Here is an 18,625-nt window from a genome sequence, read left to right on the forward strand (position 1 = left end):
ATGGACCGGGGAAACGGGTTTGCCAAATACGAAGCCCGGGAGCGGAATTTGCTCCCGATTTCTTCACTTGGCTTCGGTTCTGAAGTCGCCGCCAAGCGCGAGGTGGAGGTCGATGCGATTCTGCAGGCGCTCGTTGCGGAGGCGGATCAGGCCGGCCCGGGAGTTGGTGGCACGGCTTTGCGACTCCAGAACGCGCAGGATGTCGTCATTCACGCCGTCCGAATAATCGCGGGCGGCCTGCTTCTGGGCGAGGGCGGCCTGCTCGACCTCGGTCACGAGGTAGGTTTCCTGCTCGGCCAGCGAGGCGTCGGCCCCGAGGGCGGATTCGACCTCGCGAAACGCTTCGAGCGCGGCCTGCGAGTAGGCGTGCACGGCGACCTCGTTCGCCGCGAGCGCGCCGCGGGCATCGGCGGAAAGCGCGCCGCCCTCGTAGATGGTCTGGGCGAAATTCGCGGCTACGGAACTGGCGAGATACGCGGGGTTGAGGAGGTTCGAGAAGTCTCCGACCGGGGTGCCGGTGCTGCCGGTGAGAGCGACGCTGGGCAGCATTGCCTTGCGGGCGGCATCGGCGCGTTTGGCGCTGGCGAAAAGCCTGGCCCGCGCCGCCGCGAGGTCGGGTCGCCGTTCGATTAAGTCCGCCGGCAGGCCTGCGGGCACGCCGCGTTTCAGCTCCGGCAGTTCCCGCGAGGCCCACGTTTTGCCGGATGGATAGCGGCCGGTCAGGACCTCGTAGGCGCGGGCCGCATTGTCGCGGGCGAGCTGCGCCGCCTTCACCGCGCGCTGGGAGGATGCGACGTTGGTCCGGCCGAGCTGGACATCGAGCGCGCCTTGGCCGGCTCCGCCTTTGAAGAGCCGCTCGACGGCGCGCAGCACCCGCTCATTCGAATCGAGCGTGCTGTACGCCAGCTCTAACAACTGCTCCGCCGTGATGAGGTTGCACCACGCCTTCGCGGCATTTCCTGCGAGGGATAGCCGGGCACCGCGATAATCGGCGCGGGCCTCATCGTAGTCGGCATCGTCCGCGGCATTCAAATCGCGCAGCCGTCCCCACAAGTCCGCCTCCCAGGATGCGGCGAGCGACAGCCCGTAGCGCTCGCTTTCCGACGCCGCGCCGTCGCCATTCTCATCCACATCGAAGCCCGCCGAGCCGCCCGCTGCGACCCGTGGCCGGGTGCGGGACTTTCCGGCGATGCTCGACTCCTTCGCCTGGCGCATCCGCGCCGAAGCCGCCTTGAGATCCTGATTGTGGGCCATCGCCTCATTCACCGACCGGGTCAGCCCGGCGTCGGAGAACTCGCTGATCCAGCCGCTGCTAATCCTGCCGTCGCTGCCCGCCGAGGCTGCTTGCCACGTCGCCGGGGCGGATACCTCCAGCCTTTCGCGCGGTGAATCGACGTGCAGCGCCTCGCACGAAACGAGCGCCGCAGCGGTCATCGTGACGATGGTGACACCGCGCATTCCGGGGAGGCTTTGGGATCGGGAATTCCGTTGCATTTCCTGAGCTCTGTTGCTGATAGTCGGCCCGCGTGACCCTAGAGAGAAAAGCCCTTACGTCCCTTCTGCTGGCGCTTTGTCTGCCGATGCCCGTGGGGCTTTTCGCGGCTCCGGAGACCGCCAAGCCGGTCGCGCCCGAAAAGGCAGCGGAGGCACCGGCCAAGGGCAAGGAAGAAGCGCCGGTAAAACCCGCCACCGGCAAGGACAAGGAGGCGACCCCGCCTGCCAAGCCCGCACCTTCTCCGGCCAAGCCGGCCAATAGCAAGGAGGTCACCCCGCCGGCCAAGCCTGCCAACGGCAAGGAAACAGTTCCCACCACACCCACCGAACCGAAGGAAACGGTCCCAGCCACCGAAATGCCCGCCACCAAGGAGGGCGTGCCGACGCCGCCTCCCGCCGCGGAGGACGATGAAGCGGCCGCCGAGCGCAAGGAAGCCGATGCCGGCACCGCCGTTGCCCGTCCGGTTTCCTCCGATCCCGTCCAAGTTTACGGTTGGCGCGAGTGGGTGCTCGTCGGTCAGACCCAGATGAAGCTGGCCGCCAAGCTCGATACCGGGGCGCTGACCTCTTCCATCCACGCCGAGGAAAAGGAACTCTTCGAGCGCGATGGCAAGAAGTGGGTCCGCTTCATCGTCACCGACCCGGGCGAAAAGAACTCTCCCCGCACCCGCATCGAAGCCCCGCTGGTCCGCATCGCCCACATCAAGGATCCCGGCGGGAAATCCGAGGCCCGCGAGGTGGTCCGGCTCAATTTCACCCTCGGCGAGCGCAAGCTGCGCGCGGACTTCACCCTCAACAACCGCAGCAACATGCTCAGCCCCGTGCTCATCGGCCGCACCACGATCAAGGAACTCGGGTGGGTGGATCCCTCCCGCGCCTATCTGGCGGACCAGAAGATCCTGCGCTGAGCGGAGCTCGCCACCTGCATGGCATCGCGCGTCAAACTTCTCCTCGTCGTGATCATTCTCACGGCGATCGGCGGCGGCATCGCCGCCTACAAGCACGTCAAACTCGGCCTGCCCCTGCGCGCGGGCGCGCTGCCCGAGCAGTGGCTAGTCGAGGCCAAGATCACTTTCCTTGCCGCTCCCGAGGGAGGGAAAGTCAGCGCCCGCCTGTCGCTGCCCGCCGCAGCGGTGGAGGAGGGGATCGGCCAGGAAGCGGGCTCGGTCGGCTACAACTACTACGTCGAAAAGGACCGCGGCGAATACACCGCGATCTGGGCGTCCGAAAAACAGGCCGGCAATCAGGCCATCTACTACCGCGTCAGTTTTCCCAAGCGCCAGAAGAGCGGTGGCGAGCCGATTACCCACTCTGGAGGCGGCTTGCCCGTTTCGGAAGATCCGGGCTTTTCTGGTGCTGCCGAAGCCGCCGCCAAGCGTGTGGTCCAGCGCGCCAAGTCTGTCTCGGCCGACCCCGACTCGCTCTTTGTCGGCATCTTCAGTTCGATCAACGCCATCGATGCCTCGCAGGAAGTCGGCCTGCTTCGCAAACGCTACGAGGACGAAGCGGGGGGGCGCAGCAGCGCCATTCCCGTGCTCGGCGTCGATCTCCTCAATCTCGCCGGAGTGCCCGCACGCCTCGCTTATGGGGTGCGTCTGGAGGAAGCCCGTGGCGGCCAGCAGCCGACCCGCCTCGTGGAGTATTACGATGGCGCGGATTGGAAAGTCCGCGACCCGGACGAACCAGAGTCCACGCTCGATCCCGAGAAGATGTTCGTCTGGAACCGCGGCGGCGGGGCGCTGTTCGAGGTGAATGGCGAAGCGGAAGCATCCCAGCTTACCTTCACGGTCATCCGCGACCTGGTCCCGCTGCAGGAACTCACCACTCTGCGCGACTCGCCGCTGCTGATCTCCACGATCTTCGGCTTGCCGGCGTCGGAACAGGCGGTCTTCCGCTATGTCGTCCTCATCCCGCTCGGTGCCTTCGTTGTTGTAGTTCTGCGGAACATCGTGGGCATCGCGACGCTGGGCACCTTCATGCCGGTCCTGCTGGCGCTGGCGCTGCTGGAGATGGATTTGTACAGCGGCCTGATTATGTTCTCAGTGATCGTCGCGGCCGGTCTTTGGTTCCGCTTCCTTCTTTCCCGGCTGAACATGCTCGTCGTCCCCCGGGTGGCGGCCTGCGTGGTGATCGTCACGTTGCTGATGATGGTGCTCAGCGTCGTCAGCTATAAGCTCGGCTTGCGAGATGGCCTGCAGATCACGCTCTTCCCGATGATCATCCTTGCCTGGACCATCGAGCGCATGTCGCTGATCTGGGAAGAGGAGGGGAAACGCAGCGCGATCCTGCAGGTCGGCGGCTCGCTGTTTGTGGCCGTTATCGCCTTCCTCTTCATGAGCATTCGGCAGGTGCAGTACTGGGCCTTCTATTTCCCGGAGCTGCTCCTTGTGCTGCTCTCGCTGATTATCCTCATCGGGCGCTATACGGGATATCGGCTGTCCGAGCTGTTCCGCTTCCGCGATTTCAAGGAGGCCTGAAGACCCAAGACTTGAAGACGCAAGACCCAAGACTTGAAGAAAAGGCACCTGGGGCCGTCTCGCCCCCGGCCTCTGGTCTTCTGTATCCTGTCTCGGTGCAACGCCGTTGGTGGCACCGATGGATTCGCACGCCTGCCGAACTCCGCGCCATGGGTGTGGTCGGCATCAACATGCGCAACGCTCGCTTCCTGCTGCCGAACAATCCGCGCCGGTTGTATGACCTCGTCGATAACAAGCTTCGCACCAAGGAACTCGCGGTCGAAAGGAACCTCGCCATTCCGGAGACCTATGGGGTGATCCGCAGTCCGCACGATACCGCCGTCATTCAGAAGTTTCTCGGCACTCGGGATTCCTTCGTCATCAAGCCCGCGCGTGGCTCGGGAGGGAAGGGCGTGCTCGTCATCGTCCATCGGGAAGGTGATTGGTTCTTCAAGCCCAGCGGTGCACGTCTCTCGCTCGACGAGATCCGCCATCATTGCTCGAATATACTGGCGGGGCTCTTTTCGCTTGGTGGAAAACGTGACGTCGCGTTGATCGAATACCGCGTCCATCCCGCGCGAGTGCTTACCGAGATCAGCTTTCAGGGTGCGCCGGATATCCGCGTGGTGATGCTTCACGGCTACCCGGTCATGGCCATGCTGCGCGCCGCGACGCGTGAATCCGACGGCCGCGCTAATCTTCACCAAGGGGCGGTCGGCATCGGCATCGACCTTGCCACCGGACGTACGATCCGCGCCGTACATCACGGCCACCCCATCGAACGGCACCCTGACCTGAAGGTTCCCGTCGTTGGCATCCAACTCCCGCATTGGGACGCCATCCTCGACATCGCCGTGACCTGTCACGAAATGACCGGCCTCGGCTACCTTGGCGTGGACCTGATGATCGATGAGGAAAAGGGCCCGCTGATGATCGAGGTCAATGCGCGTCCGGGCCTTGCCATTCAGCTTGCAAATGGAGTCGGCCTGTTGCGACGCCTTGAGCCTGCCCACGAGCGGAGGATCAGCCATCCGCATGATAGCCATCAGCAGAAGATCGACTTCTCGCGCGAGACATTTGCGGCTTGAGCCGTGAAGCTTTCTAACAGCCGCTGAGTGCCCGGGCTTCGCTGTCGCGAGTCAGTCTGCGTTTAGAACACTGCGAAACGCACGTGCTGCACTTCGCTATCGCGATCTAACGGGTTTGGGGTGCGACTTGGATAGGACAATGCCGAATGCAAGGGAGCGAAGAAAACCCTTATGGAATAAGGTTTTCCGGGCCACTGGTAGAAGTACTAGAGTCCCTATAGAATTGTATAGGACGTAGGGAAATATCCCTAATCGGGCTCTTTACGCACGCATCGTGCTGGCGTGACGGGCCTCCAATGAGTGTTCCGGATCCGCTATTAATGCAGTCCCGTGGCCACTCTAACAGAATAAAACCCGGCCACCTCTATTACCCAACCACATACAATGACCCGATCTTGCCTCTTTCCGCTCATCGCGGGTTCCTTGCTGCTCCCGGCCTCTGCACAGACGCTTCTCTTCTGGGATAATTTCGACAGCGGTGGGCCGCGATACGACTTGGATCCGTCGCCTTTGGCAGGCCGGCGCTCCGGAACGGAAGCCGGACTCATGGTCCGCTCCTCGCAGAAGCAGCACCTGAACATCAACAACCAATTGTACATGTGGGCCAATGGTCGCGTGCGCTTCCAGAAGGATACCAGCACCTGGTGCAACTGGGCGGCCCTCAGCCCGGCTTCTCCCGATATTGCCAGCGCGGGCGGGCTGTGTGTGGAGTTTGACATCACGTATGCCTTCGACACGACGCCCGCAAACTGGATGGGCTTCGCGATCGGCATCGCGGGCCCCAGTGTCGCTGAACCGGGCGAGCGCACGCCCCACGCGGGGACGGACTATGGCTTCAAGATCGGCAAGGATGGCACCCATACGCGCTTCGGTAATGGTGTGGCCATCGGCACCCCGGTGACAGGGTCCTCGGGCCTCGGCCGCCATGTGAAGCTGGAGTATGTTTTCTCCTCTTTTGCTGACGGCTCCCCGGTCAAGGTCAAGGCAACCGTGGCTGGCACGGTCATCAGCAATGATACCTTCACCTGGAACGGGAATGCCGGGGAACTCTACATGGAGCTGGAGAACCGGGGCGGCGATACCTATTTTGACAACATCAAGATGTCGACGGCTCACCTGATCGATATCGTGACGGAGGACTTCCGCACGGGCGGTGCCGCCGGCTCTCTGGCGGCGAGCTTCAGCCGGACGGAGTTGGCGTGGGAGACCGGATTCCAAGACATCAACTACACGCTCGCTGCGGGCCCGGGGGATACCGACAACAGCAAGTTCAGCATCAACGCTTTCGGCGAGCTGGTCACAGGTTCTTACGATTTCAAGCAGGGTCCAGCGGGCACCGCCTATACCATCCGGGTGCAGGGCACCGGCACTGACCCCGGTTCGACCACTCAGAAAGTCTTCACGGTCATCCCGATCAAGGATGATGACAAGGACCTGCTGCCGGATGATTGGGAACTGAGCTTCGCCGGCAATACCAGCCTGGCCAACCTGACCGGCTTGGTGTCCGACGCTGGCCCGGGTGCGGGTTCGGGTAACTTTGATGGCGACGCATTCTCGGATCTGGAGGAGTACAATACTTGGCTCAGCACTCCGGGCTTCTCTCCCGTCTCGCTGGATAGCGATGGTGACACCATCTTCGACACCGAAGAACAGGTGCCAACCGCGCCGGGCCATGTCGTGACCAATCCCGTCCTGGCCGATTCCGATCGCGACGGTGTGCGGGACGATGCGGAATACGCAGGCGGGACGATTCCCACGCAGGCTGACACGGATGGTGACGGGGCACGCGATGGCTTCGAGATTGAGCGCGGCAGCAACCCGCTTCTCGACTCCTCCCGTCCGCCGATTCCCGCTGCTTTCGCCTTGGTGCAGGTGACCGATGACGCCAGCAGCGGCATCAGCACCAGTAAGACCTACACCCACCGCGTGAGCGGGGGGGCTGCGGCCACGGTGAATGATGTCGTCTTCGACGTGCTTACTACCACCTCTGCGCCCGCGAACTTCTCGTGGACGGTGAATGGCGGGAAGAACGCCTTGCAGGGCCTAGGAGGTTGGGTGCCTGCCAGTGGCGGCGTCACGGGCACCGGTCTCCAATCGCTCTATGGCTCCTTCGTTTACGGTTCGCTCAACAGCGGTGCGATCCATACTTACCAGTTGAGCGGCCTGACTCCGGGACAGACGTATCAGTTCAACCTCTTTCTCCGCAAATGGGACGACGGCACCCCCCGACCCGTCGACCTCATCTTCACGAATGGAACCGATGTGCAGCAGCCTTTTGGAGCGCTGCTCTATGATCGGCCCCAGACCGTGCTTAATAATGGCAGCAACAGCAATTCGGCCTACTACCTGAGCTACACCTATGTGGCGCAAGATACCACGATGAACGTAGTGGCGCAGAATCACCCTGCCGTGCTCGCTGGCGGTGGCGGACCCCACTTCTACGGCCTGACCAATGAGCTCGTGTCGACCACTGAACTAAAGATAGTAGGCGTGAGCCGCGCTCCATCCGGCGAGGTGACGATCAACTTCCAAGGTGCTGGAAACACGCTGTACCAGGTCACAAGGTCACCGGACCTCACCTCGCCTTTTGTGCCCCTCACCATTCCGCTGTCGGCAACGACCGATGCCGGTGGTGTGGGCCAAACGGTGATTCCTGCCACGGAGGCCTCTGAGAGCAAGGAATTCTACCGGATCCAGAACTAAGGATTGGGCATTTGCGATTTGGCAAGACTACCAACCGGCGCGACGTGGATGATCCATGTCGCGCCGGATTGCTTTATGGCGGGAAATGGCATGATGCCGGTCCGGGGCTCCGCCGGAAAATGCGCTTGGACCTCGCGCAGCTCCGGCCTAGCCTCGTCCCGCCCATGGCTTGGTTCAAGAATCTCAAGGAGAAGCGCAAATACAGCAAGTGGATCGAGGACGGCCGCCCCGATCCGCCGCCGCCGCTGGCCAAGCGCGAGATGCTGCTCGACTACAAGCAGCGCCATGGCCTGCAGATCCTCGTCGAGACCGGCACTTTCAAGGGCGACACCGTCGAGGCCATGCGCGGCGAGTTCCAGAAGGTCTACTCGATCGAACTCGCGGAGAAATTCTACACGGAGGCCAAACAGCGCTTCGCCGGGGTGGCGAATGTCGAGCTGCATCAGGGCGACAGCGGCAAGGTGATGCCGCAGATCGTCGCCAAACTCGATGCCCCGACCTTGTTCTGGCTCGATGGCCACTATTCCGGCGGCGACACGGCGCAGGGCGACCTGAACTGCCCGGTGTGGGGTGAATTGGAGGCGATCTTTTCCCCCGCGATGACGAAGCCCTTCGTGGTGCTCATCGACGATGCCCGGTGCTTCCGCAATGTCGGGTCAGAGGAGTATCCTGCGGTGTCCGACATCGAGACGTGGGTGAAGGAACGGCGGCCGGATCTCGGCATTGAAGTAGCGATGGATTGCATTCGCATCGCACCAGCGAAGGCTTAGTCATCCCACTCCAGCCGGTAGAACGCACTCGGTTCGGGCGGGGCGTCATCGATAAAGTCGACGATTCCTTCCTCGGTGGCGACCGTGGTCTTCATGGTCTCCCAGCGAACGAGATCGGTCGTGCGCTGCACCCGGTAAGTCCGCCCGGGCACGCCAACGATTCCGATGCGGAGGCTACCGCCCGCCATGCGTTGCATGCCAATCGCGGGCGCTGGCTCGACTGCATCCGATGTGCCAGCTTCGTCGCCTGGCGCTGCCAGCGTGGCGGCCGCAGCCGATCCGCTGGTGATCCGCAGGACCGGCCGCGCTGAGACGGTGGAGTTTTCGGACGATGCGAGCGCCACATCATAGGACGAGGGATCCGACTCGAGGATGAAGCTGTAAATGCCAGGCGCGGTAACCAGCGCCGAGACATCGAAGCTCACCTTCTCGTTGTTCTCGATCTCACCGGTGACGACAGCGAGTTGCGCTCCCTTGGCCGGTGCGTTGCTTCCCGTGATCGTGCTTTCGGTCCAGGAATTCGACGTGGCGGCGAACAAGCGCAACGTCATCGGGCCGGAGGAAACGTCATCGTCTTCGGTCAGCGTCAAGGTCGCCGTGCTGATCGGCTCGGCCGCCGTCGTCAGGTCGAATTGCAGATACGCGATGCGCTTCCGCGAGGTGTTCTCGAGACGGAGGTTGGTGGAGTTGCGGGTGCTGCCGTTTTCCGTGAAGGCGTCGTGGGTGGCTTGGAATGCGGTCGGCGTTCCACCCCCAATCGGCGCACTGTTGATCACGACCGTCGCAGTGTCGGAGGCGGTCAAGGTGCCATCGGAACTGCTGAGACGGAGGACGTAGGTGCCGGCCACGGTGAAGGTAGCATTGGTGTCCTGAGACGAGGGAGTGGAGAACGCGACCGATCCTGGGCCGCTGACCCGTGTCCAGGCGACCGTGAGGGATGATCCCGAGGGCAAACCGTCATCGTTGGCGGATCCGTCGATTGCCAGACTGACCTGCCCGCCACTCAAGGTCGCGGTGCGGTCGGCACCGGCACTGACCACTGGCGGCTGGTTGGTCGGAGTCTGCGAGTTGATCGTCACGGCTACGTCGTCCGTTCGGGTCAAGGCTCCATCGGTGGCAGTCAGCCGCAAGACATAGCTTCCCGCCTGGGTGAAGGTCGCCTGGGTCGCGGGGGAGTTGGGCGCTGAGAAGGAAACTGCTGCCGGCCCGCTGACCCGTGTCCAAGTGACGGCCAGCGAAGAACCGGAAGGCAAACCGTCATCGCTGGCGGTGCCATTGAGCGAGACCTGTGCGGAGGAACCCGCCAAGGTCGCGGACTGGTCGTTGCCTGCATTGACGACAGGTGCCGCATTGACGGGGCCCGAGCCTCCTGATGTGATCACAAGCTTGGGCCGCGCGGCAACAGTTGCATACTCCGCGGATCCGAAGGCGATGTCGCGGCTCGAAGAGTCGGCCTCAATGATGACGCTGTAGATTCCCGATCCAGTGACCAACGACGAGACATCGAATGATGCCTCTTGGCCATTGCCGATGGTGCCCGTGAAGACGGCGACGGGAGGACCCTTGGCAGGAGCATTCGAGCCTGTGATCGTGGTTTCGGTCCAGTTGTTAGAAGCAGCGGCGTAGAGGCGGAGAGTCATCGTCCCGCCGGAATCATCGTCGCTTTCGGTGAGCTTGAGGATGGCGCTTGAAGCGGAAGCAATGCCTTGCACGTCGAACTGGAGGTAGGCGATGCGTTTGCGCGATGAACTCTCAATCCGGATCGAAGGGAGATTCCGGTTGGTTCCATTCTCGGTGTAGGCGTCGTGAATGGCGTCAAAGGTCAACGTCTCACCGCCTCCTCCCGCCGGAGGAGTGATGGTCACCGTGACGTCGTCGGTGCGAGTGAACTCGCCGTCGCCGGCGGTCAGGCGCAACACATACGTTCCCGTGGCGGAGAAGGTCGCTTGGGTGGATGACGATGTCGGCGTGGAAAACGAAACGCCGGCAGGTCCGCTGACGCGGGTCCAACCCGTCGTGAGCGATCCGCTTTCCGGCAAGCCGTCGTCGCTCGCGCTACCGCTCAGCGTCAATGTCACTGAAGAAGTCTCGAGCACGCCGGTACGATCCGGGCCGGCGCTGACGACTGGCGCTTGATTGTCGGGGGTGCCACCGGTGGTGCTTTCGACCAATGCGATCCAGTCCTGGGTGGTCGAGTTCGGCGGCGAGCCCAGGCTAACGGTTCCGCCCCCATTCACAACATTTCCGTTGACCAAGGTGCCGCCGTTTCTCGGATCAAGCCAGCGAACGCGGAAGCTTCCGCTCACGCCGGAAAGATTCAGCGTGTGCGTGCCGCCGGAGCGAAGCTGGACGAGATAGTATTGCCCCGGCTTGGCAAGGCAGCGGTTGCCATTGGTGCCGCTGCTACTGACGAGCGAATTTGCATTGCTCATGTCTTGGAAAGGCACAGCTCCCGACTCGAAGAGCTGCAGGGCGTAGCGGCAGTAGTCCCAAAAGGAATCGCGGCTTCGGAAGTCCTCGCAGGTGAGGTCGGAATTCGGCTTGTCGTAGCCGAAGTAGAATTCAATCCCTGCACCCCCAGCCATGATGGTCGCCCACAGCGCATCACGCCGTGCGTCGGTGTGGCTATTGCCGGCGTCGTTGTCGGGCCGCAGGCTCAAGCGCGCGTCGCCCGGCTCGTCGCATGCCACGACCCATGGCTTGCCTTCATCGACCGAGTTGTCGATGTAACGAAGGACATTCGTGAAGGTGTCGCTGAAGTTGGAGGCGTTCGCTTGCCACGACATGCCCGTAAGTTCGAAATCCGGACCCATCAGATCGAAGTGACCGTCACCATTGTGGATGACGATGTGGTGGTCATAGGGATCGATGTCGTGGAAATACTGAGCCCAGGCCTTCTTCTGCGAAGTCGATGCATCGTTGATCTCCTCGCCTAGGTTCCAGTTGAGCGCGAGGTGATGGCCGAAGCGCGCGACTAACTCGCGGTAGTAGAGCTTGCGCTGGTTGCCGACGTTGCCGCCGTCGAGAAGCAGCTCGTTCTCGGTCTCCTGCGTCTTGAAATGGAGATACATCCCGTTCTTCGTGCCGTGCTCAAATACGATCTCCCATTGCCCTAGCCGCGAAACGTCGAGCCGGTCGCGAGAATCGTAGTCGGTATACATGAAGACGTTCTTGTCATCGCCCTCGATATTCAGGGTGAGGAACGAGATGGAATTGAGTCCCTCGGACGCCAGATAGTTGATCGCGCCGATCAGTCCCTTGCCCTTGCTGCCTTGCCACACGGGATCCCCCGAGCGCCAGTCGCCCACATGCGGCTGGTAGTCCTTGACCAGATCGTCGTCTTCGCCGTCGGTCTTGAAGTCACCGTCGAAGTCCGCATACGAGAGCAGGTTCTCGGGCGAATCGACACCGGCCTTCATGAAGTAGTCACCGGTGCCAGCGAAGCGAAGGTGATGCTTGCCCACATACTGCAAGCGCCCCTTGCCGCGGAAGTCGCGGCCGTTCTTGTTGGTGTCCGCTACCGAGAAATTGCCGCTGTCACCATCGAAGAAACCCGCGCTACCTCCGGAGCCGACGCTGCCCGCGTAGACATTCGCGCCACTGCGGAACGATGCTTCATACGTCCACGTGCCGGTCTCATCAGGCGCGAAGTGCGCCAGCCAGACATTGCCGGAATCCGCGCAGGTATCGGCGGAATCGCCGTCCGCTGCGTAGTAGCCCGGCACCACATAGGACTTGCCGCTTCCAGCATGCCGGAAGGTCACGTCGAGGCGGTAGTTCGTAAAGGGATTCGGTGTGGCTGTTTCACTGGTCGAGGGACCATTGAACGAGAGGGTGACCTTGTGCCACTTGCGGAGTTCCCCCGATACAGAGGCCGCTTGGAGAGGCAGCCAGATTCCGAGCAGGAGAGAGAGAAGGAACGTTGTTCTCATGAGGTTCATGTCGCTTATGTGATGGGGGGTAACGCTTCATGAATCCGGAACACCCTGGGGGGGATGGCAGTCATGACGCGAGGGAGTCTGAAGGTCTGGTTTTGGCAGTCGCGGGTGAGCGGGAGAACGTCTTCCGCCTTTGCACACGACGTGCCCGTGCCGACTTGGAAATGCGTGACCGACTGAAAGACAATCAGTGACGTGCTGAAGATTCGCTGGAACCACAGCCATCAGAGCGGCTCTAACACAGCAATTTGCAACTATCGCTTTTATCGCAACGCGAATTGCAAGTGCAGCGTGCCCGATCGCGATTCACGTCCTCCGTTGCCGCCTCCGATGGCGCCTGGTTGCCATTTCCCGAAGAAGGCGAAGGCAACGGGTCCCATTTGGCATTGCCTTGGAGCGGCTCCACAAGGTCGCTTCCGCGGTGTTACCACCGCGCCTTCGGAAGACTACCCTCAGTGCTCCAGCCGGTTCGGAACCTTCGTCCATTCGGACGCCGGTTTGAGCGGCCAACCCGGGTCATTCGGGGTCCACACGCGCTTGTCCGCATGGCGGCGGAGCCAAGCGGCCCACCAACTGAACGAGCTGTTCGCAATGATCGCGTGGCGGCAAGCAGCCATCAGGCGGAAGTCGCGAAGCTCGTCGCTGTGCCCGTCCGACACGTAGGTCGCAGGAGCGCCGTGGAAGTCGAGATACTGCTGCGCCCACTCCAGGTCATCGCCGAAGATGTAGAAGTGGCAATTTCCCAGCGTGGAGATTGCCGCGCCGATACTGGAGTCGTAGTAGCCCGAGCCCAGCCGCGGCGAATAGCGGTCGCGGCGGATGTGCAGGAAGACCGAGTTCGTCGAGGAAAGCAGGGCTTCGAGGTCGGCATCGGGGCCTTCGGGAAAGGGCGGCGGCTCGAGTTCCTTGCGAATGATCGCGGCGCGCTCGACGAAATACTTTTCGCTCTGCCAGTAGCCATTGAGGCGGACCACCTGGCGATTGCTGATGTAGCTCGTGAGCTGGGCTTCCGATTGCTCGTTGTCCTCTGCGAGGTAGAATCTCAGCGGCGACGGCAGCAGCTTGTTGAAGGTGCGGATGGACTTGTGGCGCAGCCCCTTGGGGTCGCCAAAGCGCCAGCGCGCTGTCGCCGGGGTGCCGGCGATGGGAAACTGATCGAGCTTGTAGTCGCGATCGTAGCCATCGCGCTTATAGCCGGAGACCTCATCGATCCACAGCTCGCGGCGAGTTCGGATCGAGTAGGCGCGGGCAGCAGCGTAGGCGAAGAGCTGGTTACCCAACCCGCCTTTGATCATGGCGACAACAGCGCGAGTCACTTCTCGATAGGTCGGGATTGGAATTTGGCGAGGGACTGGCGGAGGAAAGCCACGTCGTCGGGATGGCGGGTGGCGTAGTCGTCGAGCTGGGCGCGGACCCGTTCTACCCGGGCGGGAATGCCCTCGGGCGTCAGGCGGTCGCCATAAGTGCCCGCGCCGTTCAGGCGGTCCAGCATTTCCTTTCCGATTAAGGGCGTCGCGTGGAAAAGGTCGATCCAGTTGGCCAGATGCCCGCTTTTGTCACCGGCTGGCGGCAGCGGCGGGGTATTGAGCGGATGGCCATCAAGGAAGTCCCATACTTCCACCGGCGGGGCGGACGAGTCGGCGGCATTGGCGCTTGCTGCGAGTTCCGCCAGGGCGCGGCGGTCCTTTTCAAAGTAGCAGTCGGGATCGCCGAGTTCGCGGAAGGCGAGCTGGAACAGGGCGTGATTCGGCGTGAAGAAAATCACAAGCCGTGCGTCCTTCTCGCGACATCCGGTGACGATTTCCTGGAGCAAGCGCATCTTCTCCTCCGACAGGCCGCCATGAGCGATGTGCGACTGCGCCATGCGATGCGTGGTGGAAAGATACAGCGAGGAAATCAGCAGCCGCTGGTTCTGAGGGAAGGGGGCGCTACGGCGGAAGCCCTGTGGCGTGTGGTCGGACACCTCGCCGCGGATCGTTCGGCCGAGGGTGGCGAAGGAGGCGGCGAGCGTGGAAATCCCGGTATGGTAACGCAGCTCGCGTTCAAGCGGACTCGCCTCGGGATCGAGCGGCGAGAGCGCAAAGTCGGTGACATTGATCTTCGGCGGCGGGGTGCTGAGGTCGCAGGCATCGATGGCCAGCACCACCAGCCGCGGATTCTCGCGCTCGATGTAGTAGCGGAACATCGCGTGGTTTTCCACCAGCAGGCCGGCATTGAGACCGAGGTTCGCGCAGTGCAGGCCACTAAAGGCGGGATGCTGCGGATCGAGCCCGATGTCCACGCGGGATGAGCCGAACATCGCAGCATCCCAGGTCCCCGAGCGAACGAGCCCGGCCTTGGCGGTGCGGTTCCATGTGTTGTCGATCGGGCGGTAGGGTTCGAACTTCGCCGAGCTCCACGGCGTCGGCGTGACCCGCCATGGATTGACGGTGGTATTGAGCACGAAGCCCGCCACCAGCATGCCGGCGAGCAGCAGCAGGAAGAACTTCTGGTAGCGTTTGAGAGCGCGCACGGATCAGAACTGGAAGTAGATGAACTCGCTGACCTTGTCGAATTGCAGGCCGGTCGCGATCGCCAGCAGCACGGTCGCCGCGGCGAAGGCCTTCGTGGGACGCCACTGCCACCAGCGGCGGGTGCCGCCGGCAGGGTAGGGCGCACCGGCGACCCTCAGGGCCGGGCGGTAGCGGGCGAAGATTTCCTGGGTATTCGGCAGGAGCCACACGCCGATCAGCACCGGGATCAGTTTCAGCGGCTCGGCACTGGCGACCACGCGGGCGGCCTTGTCCGGCCAACCGCCGAAGCCATGCAGGCCGAACATCGAGGCGAGCAGGCGCCCGGCACTCTCGAAGTCGTGAGCGCGGAAGAAGACCCAGCCGACCAGCACGGCGATGAAGGTCAGCGCGATCGCGAGCGGCTTCGGCATCGCTCGCCACGCCAGCTTCTTCCGCAGGCCGAACCACGCGTGATTCACGCACAGGAAGATGCCGTGCAGCGCACCCCATATGATAAAGGTCCAGCCCGCGCCGTGCCATATGCCGCCGAGCAGCATGGTGAGGAAGAGATTCACGTAGCGGCGCGAGGGGCCCTTCCGGTTGCCGCCTAGCGGGATGTAGAGGTAGTCGCGCAGGAAGCGCGACAGCGTCATGTGCCAGCGGCGCCAGAACTCGACGATCGAGTCCGCCTTGTAGGGCGAGTGGAAATTCAGCGGGAAACGGATGCCGAACAACCGTGCCGAGCCGAGCGCCATGTCCGAGTAGCCGGAGAAGTCGAAGTAGAGCTGCAGCGCGAAGGCCACCGCGCCGACCCATGCCTCGACCATGGTCGGGTCGCGTCCGTCTTCCGCGGCCAGCCCGAAGATCGGCGTGGCGATGCGGGCGAGATTGTCGGCGATGACCACCTTCTTGAAGAGGCCCATGAGGAACATCCCCAGCGCCACCGGGAAGTCGCGATGCCAGCCCTGACGCGTTTGGCGGAACTGCGGCATCATCTCCCGGTGATGGATCAGCGGGCCCGCGATGAGGTGCGGGAAGAAGGTGACGAACAGCAGGTAGTCGGTGAAGTGGTATTCCTCCGTCTCACCGCGATAGGCGTCCACCAGGTAAGCGATCTGGAGGAAGGTGAAGAAGGAGATGGCGAGCGGCAGGACGATATCGGGAACACTCGCCGGCCAGCCGGTGGCCGAGTTCAGGATGCCACCGAGGAAGCCGGCATACTTGTAGTAGCCGAGTAGCGCGAGATTCGCGGCGACGCCGGCGATCAGCAGCAGCTTGGCGTGGGGAGCGGGCGCATTCCTCTGGCCGGGCCCGGCTTGCGGAGATTCATCGCTGTCCTCCTTGGGACGCCGCGACAAGGTACGGCCCAGGTAGTAGTTCGCCGTGCACGAGCCGAGGATTAGCAGGATATACTTCGGGCTCCACGGTTTCTCCGGATCGGGATTCCAGACGCCGTAGTACACCAGCGACACCAGGACCAGCCAGCCGAGCACCACCCGGAAGGGCGCGCGCTTCAGCGCCTGCCAGCCGATCAGCGCGATCGGCAGGAAGACGAGGAGGAAGGTGTAGGAGTTGAAGAGCATTAAGGAGCGGCGACATTCCTGTCGCCGGACGACCGGTTGAGAAGCGACGACACTCTTGTCGTCGGGCACGGGCTGGGGAAGGGACCGGAGAAGGCAAACCGTAGGCGCGTCGGCCTTCCGCGTAGGCGCGCTGGTGACAGCGCTGAACGGTCCGGTGAAGCGGGCAGCCCCGGTGCTTCCGCTTTGTTACCAATGCGCCTACCATGAAGCGGGAGATGTCTTCCTCGCGTTTTCATTACAGCGCCAGCACCTCCGCCTTTTGCAGTTCCGCCAGCGCCAACGGCATCAGCCGCTGCGAGAGGTGGGTGCTATCATGGAAAAGTGCGATGTCCGCCTTCACCGAGGGATCGTGGTATTTCCCTGCAAGCGCGACCATCGGGATGCCCGCTTTCTCGCAATGCTCCCGCAGCCGCGCGATGTAGGCATAGGTGATGTCCCTCCGCAGCTCCCATGAACCGATGAAGGGGAAGGTGGGGCTCGAGAGATTCTCGTCCTTCGGGATGATCTGCGGCGGCCCCCACACGATCGGCCGGAAACCTTTCGCCGCGATTGCCTGCGGCAGCTTCACGAACTTGGCTGCGGTCTTCTCGACCACCTCGTCGATCCGGCCGCCGGCGATCACCGCCTTGGCCATGTGGATGCGGCAGTCGATCTCGCCGAAGGACAGCAGCACCTTGCTCCCCGGCTTCACGTCTTTCTTCAAGACGATCTCGATCTTCTCCCGCGAGCGCGTCGAGGAACCCAGATCGCCGGCCTTCCAAGCGGTCGCCGGGCCGACGTGAAAAACGCGGAAGCACGGCAGCACATTCAGCCCGCGATTGATCCAATGCGGCTTCCAAAACGCGCTCCGCCGGTAGCGGATGAAGCGCAGCCGCTCCGCCCCGGCGAAGAACATCGTATTGCTATCGCCGATGCAGGTCAGCGGCTCGATCGGGCCTTTCAAGTCCCGGCCGAGGTGTTTCTCTAACAAAGCACGGCGCCGCGCGTCGAAGGGCGTGGCCGTGGTGCGGGGCTTGCGCGTCAGCAGCGAGTCAAGGTCATCGGCCAGCGAAAGCACTTCCGCCAGCGTGTCAGCGGGGAGCTCGGGAATCATGCCGCCCCTGCGCTGGATTCCACGATCGACCACTGCGGCGCGAGCCAGTTGTCGGGCGACTGCTTGCCGACCAGCACCAGGTCCACGTGGACGCGGTTCGGGTCGCCATGCAGCTTCGGCAAGTCGGCGAAGCCGTCCACCCGCTTGAGCGTCTTCGACTTGATGTTCGCCAGGCGGTAGGTGTGGAAGCGCTGCTGCAGCCAGCCGAGATACTCCATCGGCGATTGGCCGGCCCAAGTGATGTATTGGGCATCGAACTCGATGAAGCCGACCGAGCGGCTCACCGAGGCCAGCGTCTCCACGAAGCCGCGCAGTGCCTTGCTCTCGTAGCCCTCGATGTCCATCTTGAAGAGCAGCGTCTTCCCCCGGGCCACCGAAAGCGGCACCACGGAGTCGATGGTCTTGGCGGGCAGCTTGAATTCCAGCGTCTGTGGCCGGTCATTCATCTCCCGGACGGCGGAGGAGCTGCCGCTCCAGTCCGGATTCACGAAAAACGGGATGTCCTCCGCCGGGGCGTCGGAGACCAGGCAATTGGTGATCGTCATGCGCGTCCCGGCCGGGTGGCCCTCGCGGCTTTTCTCCAGGTGCGGGATCAGCCGCGGATTCGCCTCGAAGCCGAAAAGCGTCGCATTCGTCTCGTAATCGGTGCCGAACATGCATTCGCCGTAGTTCAGCCCCACGTCCACGATCAGGTCGGGATTGAGGTGGGTATTGAAATCGCGCCAGAAAATCAGGTTGTCGGAAACTTTTCCGCGGAGGGGCTCCTCGATCACCTTTTTTTGGGCGCAGGGGTCGCCCGGATCGATGTAGATCCAGTGTTCGCTGCCGTGCAGCTTGGCCCGTTCCGGACGGAGGGTGCCGTAGCGGAGCAGGGTGAGGGGCTTGAGGTAGGCGCGTTTGACGGCTTTCTCCAAACGCTTGTAGGGGCTGACTTTCATGAAGCGGCGCGCCGGGAGTGTGGGCGGCGGCGGGGTGGGGGGCAAGCACGGGGAAAGAATGCCTTGGAGC

Annotated in this window: 12 protein-coding genes; 5 read left to right on the forward strand and 7 right to left on the reverse strand. The window is 62.9% G+C overall.

Translation table 11 applies throughout. The features are described from left to right. Positions 1 to 63 precede the first annotated feature (63 nt). Positions 64 to 1,458 (reverse strand): efflux transporter outer membrane subunit, encoded by a 1,395-nt coding sequence (locus OKA05_RS00430; protein WP_264485107.1) that lies wholly within the window; start codon positions 1,456 to 1,458, stop codon positions 64 to 66. A gap of 122 nt (positions 1,459 to 1,580) precedes the next feature. Between OKA05_RS00430 and OKA05_RS00435 the strand changes: the two genes are divergently transcribed. The 5 genes from OKA05_RS00435 (at position 1,581) to OKA05_RS00455 (ending at position 8,511) form a co-directional block, all read left to right on the forward strand. Further along, complete coding sequence (locus OKA05_RS00435) at positions 1,581 to 2,402, forward strand: ATP-dependent zinc protease family protein (RefSeq protein WP_264485108.1); 822 nt, start codon at positions 1,581 to 1,583, stop codon at positions 2,400 to 2,402. 18 nt (positions 2,403 to 2,420) lie between these two features. After that, entirely contained in the window at positions 2,421 to 3,971 is a 1,551-nt protein-coding gene (locus OKA05_RS00440) for a UUP1 family membrane protein (RefSeq protein ID WP_264485109.1), read from the forward strand. Positions 3,972 to 4,066: 95 nt separating this feature from the next. Then, complete coding sequence (locus tag OKA05_RS00445; protein ID WP_264485110.1) at positions 4,067 to 5,038, forward strand: alpha-L-glutamate ligase-like protein; 972 nt, start codon at positions 4,067 to 4,069, stop codon at positions 5,036 to 5,038. 384 nt (positions 5,039 to 5,422) lie between these two features. Next, the gene (locus OKA05_RS00450; RefSeq protein ID WP_264485111.1) at positions 5,423 to 7,741 is read left to right on the forward strand and encodes a thrombospondin type 3 repeat-containing protein; all 2,319 of its coding nucleotides are present in this window, start codon (positions 5,423 to 5,425) and stop codon (positions 7,739 to 7,741) included. A 164-nt stretch (positions 7,742 to 7,905) separates the two neighbouring features. Next, positions 7,906 to 8,511, forward strand: coding sequence for a hypothetical protein (locus OKA05_RS00455; RefSeq protein WP_264485112.1), 606 nt, complete (start codon positions 7,906 to 7,908; stop codon positions 8,509 to 8,511). Here the strand turns inward: OKA05_RS00455 and OKA05_RS00460 are convergent. From OKA05_RS00460 to OKA05_RS00485, 6 genes are all read right to left on the reverse strand, one after another. Continuing rightward, positions 8,508 to 12,443 carry a CBM96 family carbohydrate-binding protein gene (locus OKA05_RS00460; RefSeq protein ID WP_264485113.1) on the reverse strand — a complete coding sequence of 1,312 codons (3,936 nt, stop codon included), beginning with the start codon at positions 12,441 to 12,443 and terminating at the stop codon, positions 8,508 to 8,510. The two genes, OKA05_RS00455 and OKA05_RS00460, sit on opposite strands and share 4 nt — an antisense overlap. A gap of 458 nt (positions 12,444 to 12,901) precedes the next feature. Continuing rightward, positions 12,902 to 13,765, reverse strand: a complete 864-nt coding sequence (locus OKA05_RS00465) for an alpha-1,2-fucosyltransferase (protein ID WP_264485114.1) — start codon at positions 13,763 to 13,765, stop codon at positions 12,902 to 12,904. Next, complete coding sequence (locus tag OKA05_RS00470) at positions 13,762 to 14,961, reverse strand: hypothetical protein (protein WP_264485115.1); 1,200 nt, start codon at positions 14,959 to 14,961, stop codon at positions 13,762 to 13,764. Before OKA05_RS00470 ends, OKA05_RS00465 begins: the two co-directional genes overlap by 4 nt. Positions 14,962 to 14,964: 3 nt before the next feature. Then, on the reverse strand, positions 14,965 to 16,593 hold the full coding sequence (locus tag OKA05_RS00475) for an MBOAT family O-acyltransferase (protein ID WP_264485116.1): 1,629 nt from the start codon (positions 16,591 to 16,593) through the stop codon (positions 14,965 to 14,967). 166 nt (positions 16,594 to 16,759) lie between these two features. Then, positions 16,760 to 17,617: a hypothetical protein gene (locus OKA05_RS00480; protein WP_264485117.1), complete on the reverse strand. Its 858-nt coding sequence runs from the start codon at positions 17,615 to 17,617 to the stop codon at positions 16,760 to 16,762. Beyond that, positions 17,614 to 18,555 carry an FkbM family methyltransferase gene (locus OKA05_RS00485; protein WP_264485118.1) on the reverse strand — a complete coding sequence of 314 codons (942 nt, stop codon included), beginning with the start codon at positions 18,553 to 18,555 and terminating at the stop codon, positions 17,614 to 17,616. The genes OKA05_RS00480 and OKA05_RS00485 overlap by 4 nt, the downstream gene beginning before the upstream one ends. Between the last annotated feature and the right edge of the window lie 70 nt (positions 18,556 to 18,625).

Origin of the sequence: Luteolibacter arcticus, assembly GCF_025950235.1 — a bacterium.
In the GTDB taxonomy this organism is placed as follows: domain Bacteria; phylum Verrucomicrobiota; class Verrucomicrobiia; order Verrucomicrobiales; family Akkermansiaceae; genus Haloferula; species Haloferula arctica.